The sequence below is a fragment of the Streptomyces sp. ALI-76-A genome, from assembly GCF_030287445.1.
Taxonomy (GTDB): domain Bacteria; phylum Actinomycetota; class Actinomycetes; order Streptomycetales; family Streptomycetaceae; genus Streptomyces.
Genome location: NZ_JASVWB010000002.1, coordinates 7,501,341 through 7,517,040, shown reverse-complemented (window position 1 = coordinate 7,517,040; position 15,700 = coordinate 7,501,341). Strand labels below are relative to the sequence as shown.

Annotated in this window: 14 protein-coding genes, 1 tRNA gene and 1 pseudogene; 9 read left to right on the top strand and 7 right to left on the bottom strand. The window is 71.4% G+C overall.

Annotated features, from left to right (window positions below):
- Positions 1–30: 30 nt before the first annotated feature.
- The gene (locus QQS16_RS34335; protein ID WP_286065946.1) at positions 31–213 is read right to left on the bottom strand and encodes a hypothetical protein; all 183 of its coding nucleotides are present in this window, start codon (positions 211–213) and stop codon (positions 31–33) included.
- On the bottom strand, positions 210–500 hold the full coding sequence (locus QQS16_RS34330) for a helix-turn-helix domain-containing protein (protein ID WP_286065945.1): 291 nt from the start codon (positions 498–500) through the stop codon (positions 210–212). The genes QQS16_RS34335 and QQS16_RS34330 overlap by 4 nt, the downstream gene beginning before the upstream one ends.
- A 191-nt stretch (positions 501–691) precedes the next feature.
- Between QQS16_RS34330 and QQS16_RS34325 the strand changes: the two genes are divergently transcribed.
- Both QQS16_RS34325 and QQS16_RS34320 read left to right on the top strand, forming a co-directional pair.
- Positions 692–1,141 carry a hypothetical protein gene (locus tag QQS16_RS34325; protein WP_286065944.1) on the top strand — a complete coding sequence of 150 codons (450 nt, stop codon included), beginning with the start codon at positions 692–694 and terminating at the stop codon, positions 1,139–1,141.
- Between the two features lie 40 nt (positions 1,142–1,181).
- Complete coding sequence (locus QQS16_RS34320; RefSeq protein ID WP_286065943.1) at positions 1,182–1,706, top strand: hypothetical protein; 525 nt, start codon at positions 1,182–1,184, stop codon at positions 1,704–1,706.
- On the opposite strand, the gene QQS16_RS34315 is transcribed toward QQS16_RS34320, so the two are convergent.
- The 3 genes from QQS16_RS34315 to QQS16_RS34305 all read right to left on the bottom strand — a co-directional run bounded on the left by QQS16_RS34315 (position 1,627) and on the right by QQS16_RS34305 (position 5,124).
- A complete protein-coding gene (locus QQS16_RS34315) occupies positions 1,627–3,267 on the bottom strand; it encodes a recombinase family protein (protein ID WP_286065942.1) in 1,641 nt (546 codons plus the stop codon). The genes QQS16_RS34320 and QQS16_RS34315 overlap by 80 nt on opposite strands.
- A 160-nt stretch (positions 3,268–3,427) precedes the next feature.
- The gene (locus QQS16_RS34310; RefSeq protein WP_286065941.1) at positions 3,428–4,408 is read right to left on the bottom strand and encodes a TauD/TfdA dioxygenase family protein; all 981 of its coding nucleotides are present in this window, start codon (positions 4,406–4,408) and stop codon (positions 3,428–3,430) included.
- Positions 4,409–5,047: 639 nt separating this feature from the next.
- A tRNA-Pro gene (locus QQS16_RS34305) sits at positions 5,048–5,124 on the bottom strand.
- A 254-nt stretch (positions 5,125–5,378) separates the two neighbouring features.
- On the opposite strand from QQS16_RS34305, the gene QQS16_RS34300 reads away from it, so the two are divergent.
- Positions 5,379–6,320, top strand: coding sequence for an alpha/beta hydrolase fold domain-containing protein (locus tag QQS16_RS34300; RefSeq protein WP_286065940.1), 942 nt, complete (start codon positions 5,379–5,381; stop codon positions 6,318–6,320).
- 330 nt (positions 6,321–6,650) lie between these two features.
- Here the strand turns inward: QQS16_RS34300 and QQS16_RS34295 are convergent.
- A pseudogene (locus tag QQS16_RS34295) lies at positions 6,651–6,836 on the bottom strand (PrpF domain-containing protein); the annotation flags it as partial.
- A 379-nt stretch (positions 6,837–7,215) separates the two neighbouring features.
- Between QQS16_RS34295 and QQS16_RS34290 the strand changes: the two are divergent.
- The 3 genes from QQS16_RS34290 (at position 7,216) to QQS16_RS34280 (ending at position 11,202) form a co-directional block, all read left to right on the top strand.
- Complete coding sequence (locus QQS16_RS34290; protein WP_286065939.1) at positions 7,216–8,253, top strand: zinc-dependent alcohol dehydrogenase; 1,038 nt, start codon at positions 7,216–7,218, stop codon at positions 8,251–8,253.
- 104 nt (positions 8,254–8,357) lie between these two features.
- On the top strand, positions 8,358–9,836 hold the full coding sequence (locus tag QQS16_RS34285; RefSeq protein WP_286065938.1) for an MFS transporter: 1,479 nt from the start codon (positions 8,358–8,360) through the stop codon (positions 9,834–9,836).
- Between the two features lie 196 nt (positions 9,837–10,032).
- Positions 10,033–11,202 carry a Gfo/Idh/MocA family protein gene (locus tag QQS16_RS34280; RefSeq protein WP_286065937.1) on the top strand — a complete coding sequence of 390 codons (1,170 nt, stop codon included), beginning with the start codon at positions 10,033–10,035 and terminating at the stop codon, positions 11,200–11,202.
- Positions 11,203–11,492: 290 nt separating this feature from the next.
- Here the strand turns inward: QQS16_RS34280 and QQS16_RS34275 are convergent, their stop codons facing one another.
- Complete coding sequence (locus tag QQS16_RS34275) at positions 11,493–12,527, bottom strand: LacI family DNA-binding transcriptional regulator (RefSeq protein ID WP_286065936.1); 1,035 nt, start codon at positions 12,525–12,527, stop codon at positions 11,493–11,495.
- A 134-nt stretch (positions 12,528–12,661) separates the two neighbouring features.
- On the opposite strand from QQS16_RS34275, the gene QQS16_RS34270 reads away from it, so the two are divergent.
- The 3 genes from QQS16_RS34270 (at position 12,662) to QQS16_RS34260 (ending at position 15,700) form a co-directional block, all read left to right on the top strand.
- Complete coding sequence (locus tag QQS16_RS34270; RefSeq protein ID WP_286065935.1) at positions 12,662–13,828, top strand: phytanoyl-CoA dioxygenase family protein; 1,167 nt, start codon at positions 12,662–12,664, stop codon at positions 13,826–13,828.
- 13 nt (positions 13,829–13,841) lie between these two features.
- Positions 13,842–14,618 carry an SDR family oxidoreductase gene (locus QQS16_RS34265; RefSeq protein ID WP_286065934.1) on the top strand — a complete coding sequence of 259 codons (777 nt, stop codon included), beginning with the start codon at positions 13,842–13,844 and terminating at the stop codon, positions 14,616–14,618.
- Positions 14,619–14,695: 77 nt separating this feature from the next.
- Positions 14,696–15,700, top strand: coding sequence for a Gfo/Idh/MocA family protein (locus QQS16_RS34260; RefSeq protein ID WP_286065933.1), 1,005 nt, complete (start codon positions 14,696–14,698; stop codon positions 15,698–15,700).

Sequence of the window (15,700 nt, the reverse complement as noted above, 5' to 3'; positions counted from 1 at the left end):
AAGCAGGGCGGTCCTTCGGCGTTTGGGGAATCAGGCAGCGTCGGACGCAGGAGCGGCCGGCTGCGCGGCAGGAATTTCACCGGCCGGGCGCGTCATGATCCGGCGCAGCTTCTCGACCACTTCGGGGGTCGGTTCGGGCGCCGCCTCCACCAGCTCATCGATGTGGGCGATGAGGGCGGGGCCGAGAATGGCGTGGCGCTCTTCGCGGGTCATGCGGCGGCCTGGATGGGCACGCGCTTGATGACGCCGCGGAGGTCGAGGTTGTACTGCTCGGCGAGTCGCATGGCCGAGTTCAGGTCAGGCTGGGCTTCGCCGCGGAGATAGCGGGACACGGACGATTCGGCGATTCCGGTCCTGCGGGCGATCTGGGCCTGGGTGTTGTCTCCGTGGGCCTTCGCGGCTTCGAGGAGCTTGGGTACGTCCAGACGGAACACGTAGTCACCTCCCTCGCTGGGGGGTTGGCAGGGGTTGTCGCTGGTAGCAGGGAGTTCCTTGCTCACGAGCAAGACTCTGCCATGAACATTCCTTGCGCGCAAGCAAGGTTCGCAAGAGATTTACGGCAAATAGGTTCGAACGCGTGTTCACTAGGGCGTATGGCCTGCGTTAACGCAGGTCAGTGGCTCAATCGGGATCCTTGCGCGCAAGGAAGTTTCTGGCTATCTCCCTATCTAGGGAGGTAGAGTCAGCGGACATGACGGATGGGACCCCCACGCGCGCGCAGCAGTTCGCGGCCATCGTTGTGCCCGCAGCCCAACGCGCTGGCTACACCGGACACGGCAGCAAGGCACGCTTCGCACGCGATACGGGCATGGTCGAAAGCAGCGTCACCCGCATGTGGCAAGGAAAAGCCCTACCGGACGCCCGGTTTTACCCCGCCATCGCCGAGGCAACACAACTGGACCTGCGGACTCTGCTTGTGGAAGGTGGCGTTCTGACACCCGAAGCACTCCAGTCACTGTCCGAAACCGATCGAACGCAGGTAGGCTCTAGCCTCACTCCGGAAGAAGCGGCCGATCGGCTGGGAATTCAGGACGAAGTAGGGCGCCAGCTGCTATACGCAACCATCGAGCGCCTCAAGCGTCTCGAAGACGAGCCCTCCACCCACACCGCGGACCCCGGAGAAGCAGCAGCACAGATGTGATGCGGGGGTACGTATGGGTCTCACGGGCAGCACACGAGCCATGGCCGGCGCAGCAGGAACGGCGGTGGTCGGCGGCCTGTCAGTGGTTGTCTACGGCACCATCGTCGACGACTTGCCCCGCACCCTCGGCGGGACGTGCCTCACCCTCACCGCCCTCACGCTCCTCGCGCTCATCCTCATCCGCAACTGGATAGTGGACACCAGAGACGAGCGCCGCATCCTCGCCGCCGCCCAACGCGAGACTGTCGCCGAAAGAAGCCGGTACTTCGCCGCTCAAGCAGCCCTAGAAAACGAACAGGGCCGCCTCAACCGGGACATGGCGGCCGAACGCGCCGGCCTCGCAGCCCGACTCCAAGCCGAACGCGAGGCCCTGGCCGCCGAGTTCGAAGAGCGGCGCGCGACTGTCATCGCGGAAACGATGGAAGCTACGTTCCGCATGTTCCACGATGGCAAGTTCGCCCCCGGCGTGCCGGAGCAGAGCAAGGTCATACAGCTCCGGGAGCACCAGCAGCAGAGGCACCCGGAGCGGGAACGCTCGCGGGAACACGGAGTCGTCCGTCCCTGAAACCGGCCTCCCCCACGAACGACAACCGGATCCGGTCCGGCTCCAGCCAATGAACGCCAGGCGTCTTGGCCTTGTACAACCGCACCGTCACCACCGTACGCAGCACTTCACGCCGCTGCTCCAGCGTCAACGCCGGGCGGCCCACCTCCGTCTCGGTCGCCAGCCGCCCGTTCCACACAACATCCGGGTCCTCCGCATTCAGAAGCGACAGCAACAGCGGCGACACCCCCGTCATGTCCTGAAGCTTCTTCCGCTCCTGCTCCAGCTTCGGCACAAGGCGCTGCTCCATCGACGCGAGTGAAGCCGCTGACAGCTTGAAGCGGCCCGACTCTTCGTCGAACTCCTCCGCCAGCGACCGGGCCTCGGCCAGCTGCTCCTCGAAGCTGTTGATGCGCCGCTGCGCGGCGGCGACCTTCTCCTCAATCTCCCCGTCGTCGGCCACAAGGGCGGCCGTGGCCTCCCGCTTCTTCCGGAACCACTTCAGCACCGCTTCCTCAACGAAGGCATCTGCCCAGTCCTCGCGGACACTCGTGTCCTGCTTCTCCCGACACCGCAGGTACGGCACCCCTCTGATGGGCTGCCCTTCCAGCAGGGCATGGTCACCGCACTCCCCGCACAGCGCGATCAACGTCTGCAGATGCACTGGTGCCGACCCACGCTGCATGCACCGAGCAGGATCCGTAAGCGTGGCCGTGACCCGGTTGAACATGGCCCGGCCGGCCGGAGTGTCAAGGCCCTTGATGGCCGGCCAGGTCGCAGGCGTCCACTCGCCCTTGTTCTTCCGCTCCCCCAGATACGCGCGATTGAGAAGCATCAGGCGGACGTTCCGTGTGTTCCACGGGCGGCCGTCGGCTCGGGCCGCGTTCGGTTCTGAGTTGAGCCAGCGGAGCAAGGAGGCGACCGAACTGCCTTGATCAATGTGGGCGATGGACCGGTACACGTAAGGGCCAGTCACCTTGTTCTCGTACTGGCGCACGCACCTGAGTTGGCCGTTGACGACCTCGTAGTCGCGGCTGTATCCGAACAGCAGTCGGCCATGGGGGTCGCCGGCAGCAGCTGTCCGGCGCGCTGTGCGCAGGTTCCGGTCGCGGATGTCGTCGGCTTCGCCTTCCGCGGCGATGGCGTCCATGGCCGTGGCTTTGCGGTCGTCGCTGCGGCTGAGGTCGTAGACGGTCCCCTTGTAGCAGAGCAGGACGCCCGCGTTGAGGCAGGCTGCGCGGAGCCGGACGTACGCCTCAAGGTCCCGGTAGTAGCGGGAGGCTTCGTAGGCGACGACGATGCGGATGACGCCGGGGCGGGCGGGGGTGTCTTCGATGGCTTCGAGGAGGTCTTCGAAGTCGTCGCGAGACTGCTTTGCGTGCCGTGAGGCGGATAGGCCGAGGTCCTTGAACTCCTCGGCGATGTGCCAGTTGTGGGTCTGGCACATCGCCCGGCCAGCGCTGAGCTGGTCTTCGACGCTGTCTCCCCTCTTGTTCGGGTCGCGGGATGCGCGCCCGTACAGGTAAGCCTCAAACTGTGTGTCGGGGAAGACGAGGTGCAGGTACGACGGGTCGAAGGCCATGTGGTGACTGTAGCCCTGCGGCTAGTGTCTTAGCTTCACTTTCGGGGGAGGGAGACGTCCGCGGCCGCGCCACACCCGTGCCGGCCGGAGTGACAGCGAACGACAGCAGGGGCCCGGACGGCGGCCGTTGGACGGCTGGTCCGGCCTCCGGCCGGTGACGTCAGGCCTGTGCGAGCACGCCGTCGGTGGAGGCGCCGGAGGCGATGCCGTGGCCCGGCTCGGGTACCGCCTCCGGGGCGAGCAGCGTCGAACGGCGGCCGTCGACGCCGACCGGCACGTCACCGTCGACGGTGACGCGGCGCAGGGTGCGCTCGTGGTCGTCGGAGTCGTCGACACCGTAGTGCTGGGTGGCACGGTTGTCCCAGATCGCGACGTCGCCGGCGCGCCACTGCCAGCGGACGGTGTTCTCCGGTCGTTCGATGTGCGACTGGAGGACTTCGACGAGGGCGTGCGAGTCACGACCGCTGAAGCCGGTGAGCTTCTGCAGGAAACTCCCGAGCACCAGGGTGCGTTCGCCGGTCTCGGGGTGGACGCGCACGACCGGGTGCTCGGTCCGGAAGGTGATCGACGTGAAGACCTTCCGGTGCTGTTCCAGCTCCCGCGGCGGCGCGTCGGGGCGGGTGGCGGCGTAGTCGTAGTCGTTGGTGTGCACGCCGCGCAGCGACTCGGCCAACACCCGCAGGGGGGCGGGGAGTCCGGAGTAGGCGGCGGCCGTGTTGGCCCACAGGGTGTTGCCGCCGTAGGGCGGGACGATCTCGGCGCGCAGGATGGAGAAGGCCGGGTAGGCGGGCACGAAGGTGACGTCGGTGTGCCACTGGTTGGCGCGGCCGCCGTGGTCGTTGTCGATGCCGAGGGCGTAACGGCCGTCGACGGAGGGGACGGTGGGGTGCGCGACGAGCTCGCCGAGCAGCCGGCCGAACGCCTCGTGCCCCACGGCGTCGAGGTGGTGCTGGTCGCGGAAGAAGACGACCTTGTGCTCCAGGACGGCGGCACGGATCGCGGCGACGGTGGCCTCGTCCAGGTCACCGCCGAGGCGGACACCGGAGAGCACGGCGCCGATCCGGCCGCCGACCCGGTCGACGGTGAGGACGGCAGGGGCGGTGGCGGGAGTGGCGGTGGCGGCGGGCGCGGTGACGGTCACGGTGGATCCCTTTCGGCGGATCGCCGACAGTCGCTTGCTGTCGGAGCAGAGGACATACGCGCGGGTGAGGCGCTTGGGCCTGCACGGAGTACGAGGAGGAGCACGGGGCGCTGAAGACGACATCCCGCGGAGGCGACCGGCCGGAACACCGGGCCCGGCGCAGGACGAGGGTGCTGTGGTCAGCGACACGCACACACGGCCGGGGCAGGACACCCCAGGCCGGCGCGAAGCCGCGGAACGGAAGGATTCATCGCGGTCACACCAAGAGCTTGGGCACCGCGCCGATCCCCGGTCAAGGTTTCCCGCCCCCGCTTCACGACCTTGCAACACGCCCGTCGCCTCCGCGGTCAGTCCGCCCGTGCGGTGCCGGGAGACGGCCGCCAGACTCAGCCGGGCAGCCGGGCAGCCGGGCAGCCGGGCAGCCGGGTGACGGTGCTGGGGCGGTCGGCATGATGATCCTGGTGGCCGGTGCGAGCCGGGACTCCGACACGGGCGGCGCGCCCGCCGCCCCGGCCGGCCTTCCCGGGCCGGGTCCCCAGGGCCGGGCGGCGCGACCCCCTCCGCGACCGCCGTGGGCGCGGGCACGGAAAAAGCCGCCCTCTCATCTCTGAGAAGACGGCCTCCGACCCGCGGTGAAGCTGGTCGGGACGACAGGATTTGAACCTGCGACCCCTTGACCCCCAGTCAAGTGCGCTACCAAGCTGCGCCACGTCCCGATGCGTTCCACGGTTGTCCGTGTGAGCATGCGGACCAACCCTACCGCATACGCCCGCGCCGGCCGCGCGGGCCGCGCGGAGCCACCGTGGAGGGCGCCGCCCGTACGACCGGGTCCCGTCGGTCGTCCTCGACGGAGCGCGCCGTGCGCCGGATCCACTCCTTGGCCCCCTTGACTGAGTCAAGTAAATTCGCCTCGTCAGGCGGATCCCTCGCCTCCCCTCGGGACCGCCGCGAGTCCAGCGATCGGAGCCACATGTCCTTCCTCGCCCGGCCGGCGGTGGCCGCCCTCGCCGCCAAGACGATGCAGCACGCGACCCGGCTCGCGGACCGGCGCTCCGGCGGGCGCGGCTCGGCGGCGGCTTCCCACGCCCGCTTCCCCGAGCATCCCCGCGTCGTACGGCAGTTGACGGTCCCCACCTCGGTCGCGCCGGCCCGGGCGACGGTGTACCTGCCCGCCGGGGAGAGCCCCGGGCGGGCCGCGCCGCCCGTGCACGTCAACTTCCACGGAGGCGGGTACGTCATGTCCCTCACGGAGACGGACGACCCGCTGTGCCGTTTTCTCGCCGCCGAGGCGGGGGTCGTCGTGATCAACGTCGACTACGTGGTCGCCCCGCAGCACCCGTTCCCGGCCCCGCCCCGGCAGGCGTACGAGGTCGTCCGCTGGGTGGCCGAGCACGGTGGGGAGCACGGCTGGGACGGGAGCCGGCTCACCGTGGGCGGACAGAGCGCCGGGGGCGGGCTCGCGGCGGCGGTGGCACGTCAGGCGCTGGAGGCGGGCGGTCCCTCGATCGCGCTCCAGGTCCTGCACTATCCCCCGCTGGACCTGGCGACCGGTGCCCGGGACAAGCGGGCCTCGGTGGCCAGACCGATGCTGCGGCCGTGGATGGCCGACGTCTTCGACGCCTCGTACGTCCCGGACGAACGGCTGCGCGCCGATCCGCTGGTGTCGCCCGCGCATCCGTCGGACACCGCCGATCTGACGGGGATCGCCCCGGCCCTCGTCGTCACGGCCGCGCACGACCTGCTGCGGGCGGAGGGCGAGAGCTACGCCGAGCGGCTGCGCAAGGCGAAATCCCTGGCCGAGCACCACGACGTGGCCGGGGCCGACCACGGCTACGACGGCTCGGACGACGCCAAGGCGCGGGAGACGTACGCCCTGATCGCCCGCCACCTGCGGGAGGCGGTCCGGGCCTGAGCGGACGGACGCCGGCCCCCGGACGGCCGCGCCGGGCTCCGCCGGCCCCCGGACGGCCGCGCCGGGCTCGGCCGGCCCGGGAGACGACCGGCCGGGGCGGGGTGAGGTCCACCCTCTCGCCGTTCTCCGTCGGTTCGCGCGTTCTCCATCCGTGCGCGCCACACCTCGGGCGTCACCACAACCTTGCGCCCGGGCGGCCGCACGGCCACGGCGGCGCCCGCTCGCGCAGGAGTGGGCACGGCCTTCAGGAGTGGGCACGGCGAAGGGGGCACACACACCGGCGTGTGCGCCCTGCCCCCTGCCCCCTGCCCCCTGCCGCCTGACGCCGACGAAGGGACCGACGCCGGCGAGGATGTTCCCGCAGTTCTGACGGCTGGTCACCTCGGCCCGGTCGACGACGACTTGAAGGAACAGGTAGTCGACGTCGGCCTGTGGGTCGGCCGAGGGCGAGACGACGGCCACCTTGCTGGTGAGCGGGTGCGCACCGCCCAGACCGTCGATCTGCCGCTCGTCGGGCGGGCGGGGCCCGCTGCGGACGACGGGACGGTCAGGCGATCACTTTCAGCTCATGGGCGGGTGTGCGGAGCACCGCGTGCGGACGCCGCGCGGACGCAATGGTTGCTTGACTTAAGTAACACGTTTGTGTTTGCCTAACTCAAGCAACCTGAACCTCGCCGAGCGGAGGCGGCTCCCGCGTGCCGGACCTGTGGGGACAGGTTGGGCACGGCCGCCGGGCCGGCGGCGGAACACTCCCCCGCCCGCCGTCGCCGTCGACCGGGGGACACCGGCACACCGCCGGCCGCGGCCACCGTCCTCCCCCGCCCGGCAGGGCACGGCCGACCACCACCCCTGGCGACATCACCTGACAGCAGCCCCTCCAGAAGGAGAGACCCCCATGGCCACGATGAAGTCCGTCCTGACCGGCGCCACCGACAAGGTCGACGTGGTGGACGTCGAGCGTCCCGTGCCCGGCCCCAAGGACGCGCTGGTCAGGATCCGTGCCTGCGGGATCTGCGGCACCGATACGTTCTTCCTGCACATGGGCGGCATGCCGACCGGCGCCGACGGATCGACGCGGGCCATTCCGCTGGGGCACGAGCCGGCCGGCGAGGTCGTGGAGGTGGGCGCCGAGGTCGCCGGCCTGGAGGTCGGCAACCGGGTGGTCGTCAACCCGCAGAGCGCCGCCTCCGGGATCATCGGGTGCGGCGGCGAGCTGGGCGGCATGGACGAGTACCTGCTCATCGAGAACGCCGAGGTCGGCAGAAGCGTCGCGGTCTTCCCCGACCACGTCCCCTTCGACGTCGCGGCGCTGAACGAGCCGATGGCGGTCGCAAGGCACTGCGTCAACCGCTCCGGCGCCCGGCCCACCGACAAGGTCGTCGTCTTCGGCGCCGGGCCCATCGGACTCGGCGCCACCATCTGGCTCAAACTACGCGGGGTCCAGCACGTCGTCGTCGCCGACATCATCCCCGAACGCCTCGAGACCGCACTCGCCATCGGCGCCGACGCCGTCATCGACTCCGCCACCGAGGACATCACCGCCCGCCTCACCCAACTCCACGGCCAGGACGCCAACGCACTCGGGCAGCCCCGCCCCGGCACCGACATCTACATCGACGCCGCCGGCGCCCCCGCCGTCTTCCAGGCCGCCGTCGACGCCGCCAGATGGAAGGCGAAGCTGGTCATGGTCGCCGTACAGAAGAAGGGCGCCGACCTCGACCTCGGCGGCATGCTCCGCAGCGAACTCACCCTCATCGCCTCCCAGGGCTACCCCACCGAGATCTTCGAGGTCACGCCCGAACTGGCGGAGCACAAGGACCGCTTCGCCCGGCTGATCAGCCACCGGGTCCCGTTCTCCGAGGTCGGCCGGGCCTTCGAGCTGGCGCTGACCCCGGGCGCCGCGGAGAAGGTCGTCGTCACCTTCGACGAGTGACGGAGCGCCGCACACCACGCACCCCCGCGTTCTCCTGAGTCAGAACTCACTTCGGTACGTCAAGCAACGCACTCCCCCTGGTCGCACTCGATGGAGGCCCTGCCATGCCCGACGCCCTTGCCCGACCCGCCCGGACGGGGACATCCGTCCCGTCGAAGCCGAACGCCGTGGTGGCGGTGCTGGCTCTGGCCGGAATCGTCGTCTCGCTGATGCAGACGCTGGTCATCCCGATCGTTCCGCAGCTGCCGAGGCTTCTCGACGCCTCGGCGTCCGACGCCGCCTGGGCGGTCACCGCCACCCTGCTCGCCGCCGCCATCGCCACTCCGGTGGTCGGGCGGCTCGGGGACATGTTCGGCAAGCGCCGGATGCTGCTGATCAGCATCGTGCTGCTGGTGTCCGGCTCGGTGGTGTGCGCCCTGGCCGACTCGCTCGTACCGATGATCATCGGGCGGGCCCTGCAGGGTCTGGCCGCGGCCGTCGTCCCGCTGGGCATCAGCGTGATGCGTGATGTGCTGCCTTCCGATCGCCTGGCCGGCTCCACCGCCCTGATGAGCGCCTCCCTCGGTGTCGGCGGCGCTCTGGGGCTGCCGTCGGCCGCCTTCATCGCGGACAACTTCGACTGGCACTTCCTGTTCTGGACCTCCGCCGTCCTCGGTGCCGTCTCCTTCCTGCTGGTCATGACGTTCGTGCCCGAGTCCGAGGTCCGCACCGGCGGCCGCTTCGACCTGGTCGGGTCGCTCGGCCTGTCGGCCGGCCTGATGTCCCTGCTGCTGGCCGTCTCCAAGGGCGGTGACTGGGGCTGGACCAGCGCCATCACGGTCGGCCTCGGTGTCGCCGCCGTCCTGATCCTGGTGGCCTGGGGCTGGTGGGAGCTGCGCAGCCCGCAGCCGCTGGTCGACCTGCGCACCACCGCCCGCCCCCAGGTGCTGTTCACCAACCTCGCCTCGGTGGCGCTCGGTTTCTCGATGTTCGCCATGTCCCTGGTGCTGCCGCAACTGCTCCAGCTGCCCGAGCAGACCGGCTACGGCCTGGGCAGGTCCATGATGACCGTCGGCCTGGTGCTGGCCCCGCAGGGCCTGGTGATGATGGCCATGGCCCCGGTGTCCGCGGCCATCACCAAGACCAGGGGTCCGAAGCTGACGCTGATGATCGGCGCGCTGATCGTGGCCACCGGCTACGGACTCAACATGGTGCTGATGTCCGAGGTCTGGCACCTGGTCCTGGTGTCCTGCGTCATCGGCGGCGGTGTCGGCTTCACCTACGGCGCGATGCCCGCCCTGATCATGGGCGCGGTCGACCCGTCGCAGACCGGCGCGGCCAACAGCCTCAACACCCTGATGCGGTCCCTGGGCACCTCGTTCGCCAGCGCCATCGCCGGTGTCGTCCTCGCCCGGATGACCACCGACTTCAACGGCTTCCCCCTGCCCTCCGAGAACGGCTTCAAGACGGTCATGGCCCTCGGTGCGGGCGCCGCCCTGCTGGCCTTCGCGGTCGCCTCCTTCGTCCCGAAACACCGCCCCGCCGAGCCCGCCCCGGTCACGGACGGCCCCGTCGAGCCCGCGGAGGCCGCCGCCAGGGCATGACAGCGGCACCAGACAGGACAGCGACGTACATCGGCGCCGGGCGGCCACTCTCTTCGGAGGAGACGGTCCGGCGCCGATGCAGGTGCACCTCAGGCCGGCGGCCGAGGGCGCCGGCCCGGCGATCATGCTTGACACCGGCTGACGCCCCCGCCCAGGGTGGCCTGATCAGAAGTTGGACCTGTCCGAAATGGGGCTCATGGTGGATGCGCTCGGTGTCGCCGTCGTCGGATTCGGCTGGATGGGCCGGGTGCACACCCAGGCGTACGCCCGCGTCCCCCACCACTATCCGCTGCTCGGTCTGCGGCCGGAGCTGGTGGCCGTGGCCGAGGAGGTGCCCGGCCGGGCCGAGGAGGCCGCCGCGCAGTACGGCTTCGCCTCGACGAGCCGCGACTGGCGGGAGGTGGCCGACGATCCCCGGGTCCAGGCGGTCAGCATCACCGCCCCCAACTTCCTGCACCGGCGGATCGGTGTGGCGATGGCCGAGGCCGGCAAGCACATCTGGATCGAGAAGCCGGTCGGTCTGACCGTGGCGGACGCGCGGGCGGTGGCCGACGCGGTCGCCGCGGCGGGTGTCCAGGGCGCGGTCGGCTTCAACTACCGCAACGCGCCCGCCGTCGAGACGGCCCGCCGGCTGATCCGCGACGGTGGGATCGGCACCGTCACCCATGTCCGCATCCGTCTGTTCAGCGACTACGCGGCCCATCCCGAGGGCGCTCTGACCTGGCGGTACGAGCGGGAGCGCGGCGGCAGCGGAGTGCTGGGCGACCTGGCCTCGCACGGCGCGGACCTCGCCCGGTACCTGCTCGGCGACATCGCGTCCCTGACCGCGGACACCGCCATCTTCGTGCCGGAGCGGTCCCGGCCCAGCGGGGCCACCGCCGGTCACAGCCGCGCCTCGGGCGGCGAGGTGGGCCCGGTCGAGAACGAGGACTACGTCAGCTGCCTGCTGCGGTTCGCCTCCGGCGCGCGCGGTGTCCTGGAGGCGTGCCGGGTCTCGGTCGGCGAGCAGAACAACTACGGCTTCGAGGTGCACGGCACCGAGGGCGCGGTGTTCTGGGACTTCCGCCGGATGAACGAGCTGGGCGTGAGCCGCGGCACCGCCTACCAGGACCAGCCCGTCAGCACGGTCTACGTCGGCCCGGGCGACGGCGAGTTCGGCGCGTTCCAGCCGGGCGCGGCGAACGCCATGGGGTACGACGACCTGAAGGTGATCGAGGCCTACCGTTTCCTGCGCTCGATCGCGGAGGGCGAGCCGTACGGTGCCACCGTCACGGACGCCGTGCGCAGCGCCGCCGTCCTGGACGCGATGGCCCGGTCGGCCGAGAGCCGAGCGTGGGTGGACGTGCACGAGGAGCGGTGTCCGTAGGACCACCCCGTGTCCGAAGGTCAGGACCGTCCGGGTACGCCGTCACCCGCCCCCGGCTGCCGCCGCGCTGGACCGGTCGGTCGGCGTACGTCCCGCCGGGGGCGGCCCGGCCGTCGTGCCGTCCCCGTTCTTCGGCGACCCCCGGCCGACTGCACGCGGCCGACGGCTGGGGCACGACGGCGCTGACGGGGCCGTCCTCAGCCACTGACTGCCGGCGATCGGCGGCTCGACGCGCCCCGGCGCCGAGATCACCGGTTCCGCGGCGTGAGCGCGAGCGGGTGGCGGCCGGATCATCCGGCGGTGGCCTGCGGCGGCATGTTGTAGGGCGTGACCACCTGGATCGCCGACGGCGGGGTGGGCCCCGCGGGCGGCAGGGCGCCGTGGGCGCGCATCACGAGGTGGCAGGCCTCGCGCAGGTCCTGGCGCAGGTCGTGGTGGAGCACGGCGGACAGCCGGTGCTCGCGCAGCAGGCGGGTGTTGTCGTGGTCGAGGTCGTGGGCGACGAACACCACGCACTCACGGCCGAGGTCCTGGAAGGCGCGCAGGGTGGCGATGTTGCCGCCGCCGATCGAATAGACCGCGAGGATGTCCGGGTCCCGCTCCAGCGCGGCCCGGACGAGGTCGTACTGGGTGGCGTCCAGGCCCTGGCCTTCCGCGATCTCGACCAGCGTGCGCTGCGGGTGCCGGGCGCGCATGGCCCCGCGGAAGCCCATCTCGCGCTCCTCCTCGTTGCGGAAGAAGCCGCTGCTGAGGCTGGTCAGCACGTTGCCGGGGCGGTCGCCGAGCCACTGGCCCATGAGGTACGCGGCGGTGGCGCCGGCGGCCCGGTTGTCTATGCCGACGTAGCCCAGGCGTGCGGTGGAGGGCAGGTCGGTGACCAGGGTGACGACGGGGATGCCCGCCTCCGCGAGCCGGCCGACGGCGGCGGCGGCCTCGGGGACGTCGGGCGCCTTGAGGACCACGCCCTGCGAGCCGCGCCGGGCGATCCGGTCCAGGGTCCGGGTCAGTTCCTCCACCGGGCCGGTCTCGCGGAAGTGGAAGCGGGAGCGCACGACCGCCGGGTGCAGGGCGGGCAGCTCGGCCTCCAGGGCGGCCCGTACGGCGGTGGAGAACCGTTCCGGCGTCTGCATCACGATGTCGATCATGAAGGTGCGGCCGACCAGCCGGACCTGGGTGCGCTGCCGGTCCAGGTCGGCGACGGCCTGGCGGACCTCCCGCGCGGTGCTCTCGCGCACCCCGCCCCGGCCGTTGAGCACCCGGTCGACGGTGGCCTCGCTCAGGCCCGCCTGACGTGCGATCTCCCGGATCGCGAAGGGATGACCCACCGACGGCTCCTTGAGGGGTTTTTGATGGCTCGCTGCTGGTTGTTGGAGGGGTTTGTACTGACAAGAATGTCAGAGCCGTGTCGCCGCCCGTGACCGGCCGCGTGTCGCTTCCCGTGACCGAAAGAAGGACGACGATGTCCGTCACCGCCGCTGGACACCGTGCCTGGCTGACCGAGCAGGACTGCGACCTCGACGCCTTCCGCTCGCTGGTCGAACGCTCCACGGACCTCGCCGACCACCCGCACGCCTCGGCGGTCGAGGACGACGTCCTGGTGTACGACAGCGACCGGCTCCGCGCGGCCGGCGCCTCCCGTGAGGTACGGGCCGAGCTGGTCCGGGCCCTCACCGACGGCCCCGGTGTGCTGGTGTTCCGGGGGGCCTTCCCCGACCCGGCGGTGGTGGACCGGGCCAGCGCCGTGTTCGACGCGCTGATCACCGAGCAGAACGCCTCGGGCGCCCCGGCCGGCGACCACTTCGCCCGGCCGGGCGCCAACGAGCGGGTCTGGAACGCGCTGGAGAAGACGGCGCTCTACGACCCGGAGGCGTTCGCCGACTACTACGCCAACGAGATCCTGGCGCTGGTCTCGGCCGCCTGGCTGGGCCCCGGCTACCAGGTCACCTCGCAGGTCAACGTGGTGAATCCGGGCGGCGCCGCGCAGACCGCGCACCGCGACTACCACCTGGGCTTCCTCTCCAACGAGACCGCCGCGGCCTACCCCTCGCACGTCCACCGCCTCTCCCCCGCGCTCACCCTCCAGGGGGCGGTCGCGCACTGCGACATGCCCGTGGAGTCCGGGCCGACGCTGTACCTGCCGTACTCGCAGGCGTACGAGCCCGGCTACCTCGCCTGGCGGCTGCCGGAGTTCCAGGCGTACTTCAAGGCGCACCACGTCCAGCTCCCGCTGGCGAAGGGCGACGCCGTCTTCTTCAACCCGGCCGTCTTCCACGGGGCGGGCACCAACCGCACCCTGAACGTGCGCCGCACGGCCAACCTGCTCCAGGTGTCCTCGGCCTTCGGGCGGGCCATGGAGACGGTGGACCGGGAAGCGGTCGCCAACGCCGTCTTCCCCGTGCTGCGCAGGCGCCGGGCCGAAGGGGCGGGCGAGGGGTGGCTGGAGCGCGTGATCGCCGCGAGCGCCGAGGGCTACCCGTTCCCCACCAACCTCGACAGTGATCCGCCGGTCGACGGCATGGCGCCGCCCTCGCAGGCGGACGTCGTCCGGCGCGCGCTGGACGAGGGCTGGACGCCGCGGACGCTGCGGGACGCGCTGCGGACCGGCGCCGTACGGCGCGAGAGCTGAAAGGCACATCCTCATGGGACTTCTCGACGACAGGATCGTCCTCGTCAACGGCGGCAGTCAGGGCGTGGGCGCCGCGATCGCCCGGGCCGCGGTCCGGGAGGGCGCCCAGGTCGCCGTCACCGGGCGGCGCCGGGAGCCCGGCGAGGCACTGGTGGCGGAGCTGGCCGCGGCCGGCGGAAAGGCCCTGTTCGTCCGGGCCGACCTGGCGGACGCCGAGCAGGCGAAGGCCTCCGTCGCCGAGGTGATCGACGCGTACGGCCGCGTCGACTGCCTGGTGAACTCCGCGGGCCTCACCTCCCGGGGCACCCTGCTGGACACCACGCCCGAACTGTTCGACCAGCACATCGCGATCAACCTGAAGGCGCCGTTCTTCGCCATGCAGGCCGCCGTCGCGGACATGGTGGGCCGGGGGGCGCCGGGCACGGTCGTCAACATCATCACGTCCTCCGCGCACGGCGGGCAGCCGTTCCTCGCCCCGTACGTCGCCGCGAAGGCCGGGCTGATCGGCCTGACCCGCAACGCGGCGCACGCCCACCGCTTCGACCGGGTCCGCATCAACGGCCTCAACATCGGCTGGACCGCGACCGAGGGCGAGGACGCCACCCAGAAGGCCTTCCACGGCGCCGGGGACGACTGGCGCGAGCAGGCCGCCGCACGGCTGCCGATGGGCAAGCTGGGCCAGCCGGACGAGATCGCGGACTTCGTGGTCCTCCTGCTGTCGGAGCGGTCCGGCGTCGTGACCGGTTCGGTGATCGACTGGGACCAGAACGTCCTCGGCGGCCTCGACTGACCTCCCCGGTCCCCCTGATCTCCCCGGTCCTCCCGGTCTCCGCGCAAGAAACCCGCACCCCCAAGGAGCAACACCCCATGCGCATCGGAATCCTCGGCCTCGGCCGCATCGGCGCCTTCCACGCCGAGACCCTCTCCGGACTCGACGTGGTCGAGTCGCTCGTCCTCGCCGACCCGTTCGCCGACGCCGCGAAGTCGGCCGCCGAGCGGTTCGGCGGCGAGGTCGCGGACTCCCCCGAGGCGGTGCTGGCCGCCGGGGTGGACGGCATCGTCGTGGCGGCGGCCACCGACGCCCACCCGGCGCTGATCCTGGCCGCCGTCGAGGCGGGTGTGCCCGTCTTCTGCGAGAAGCCCGTCGCCCGGACCATGCGCGAGGGCGTCGAGGTGCTCAAGGCCGTCCAGGGCTCGGCCGTCCCGATCCAGATCGGCTACAACCGGCGCTTCGACGCCGGGTTCGTCGCCGCGCGGGCCGCGGTGCGCAGCGGTGAGCTGGGCACGCTGCACACCGTGCGGTCGACCACGCTGGACCCGGCGCCGCCGCCGGCCGCGTACATCGCCGCCTCCGGCGGCATCTTCCGCGACTGCTCGGTGCACGACTTCGACATCATCCGCTGGGTGACCGGCCGCGAGGTGACCGAGGTGTACGCGGTCGGCGGCAACCGGGGCGCCGACTTCATCAAGGCGGCCGGTGACGCCGACACCACCGGAGCGATCCTCACCCTGGACGACGGGACCATCGCGGTGGTCTCCAACTCCCGCCACAACGCCCGCGGTTACGACGTCCGCATGGAGATCCACGGCTTCGCGGACTCCATCGCCGTCGGCCTGGAGGACAAGCTGCCACTGCGGTCGGTCGAGCCCGGCGTGACCTTCCCGGCGGGCACCCCGCACGACTTCTTCATGGACCGCTTCACCGCGGCCTACCGCGCCGAACTCACCGCGTTCACCGAGGTCGTGGCCGGCACCCGGCCCTCCCCGTGCACGATCGAGGACGCCCTGGAGGCAGGCTGGATCGCCGACGCCTGCACCCTGTCACTGCGCGAGCACCGCCCCGTCACCGTCCAGGAGGTCCGAGAGGCCTGA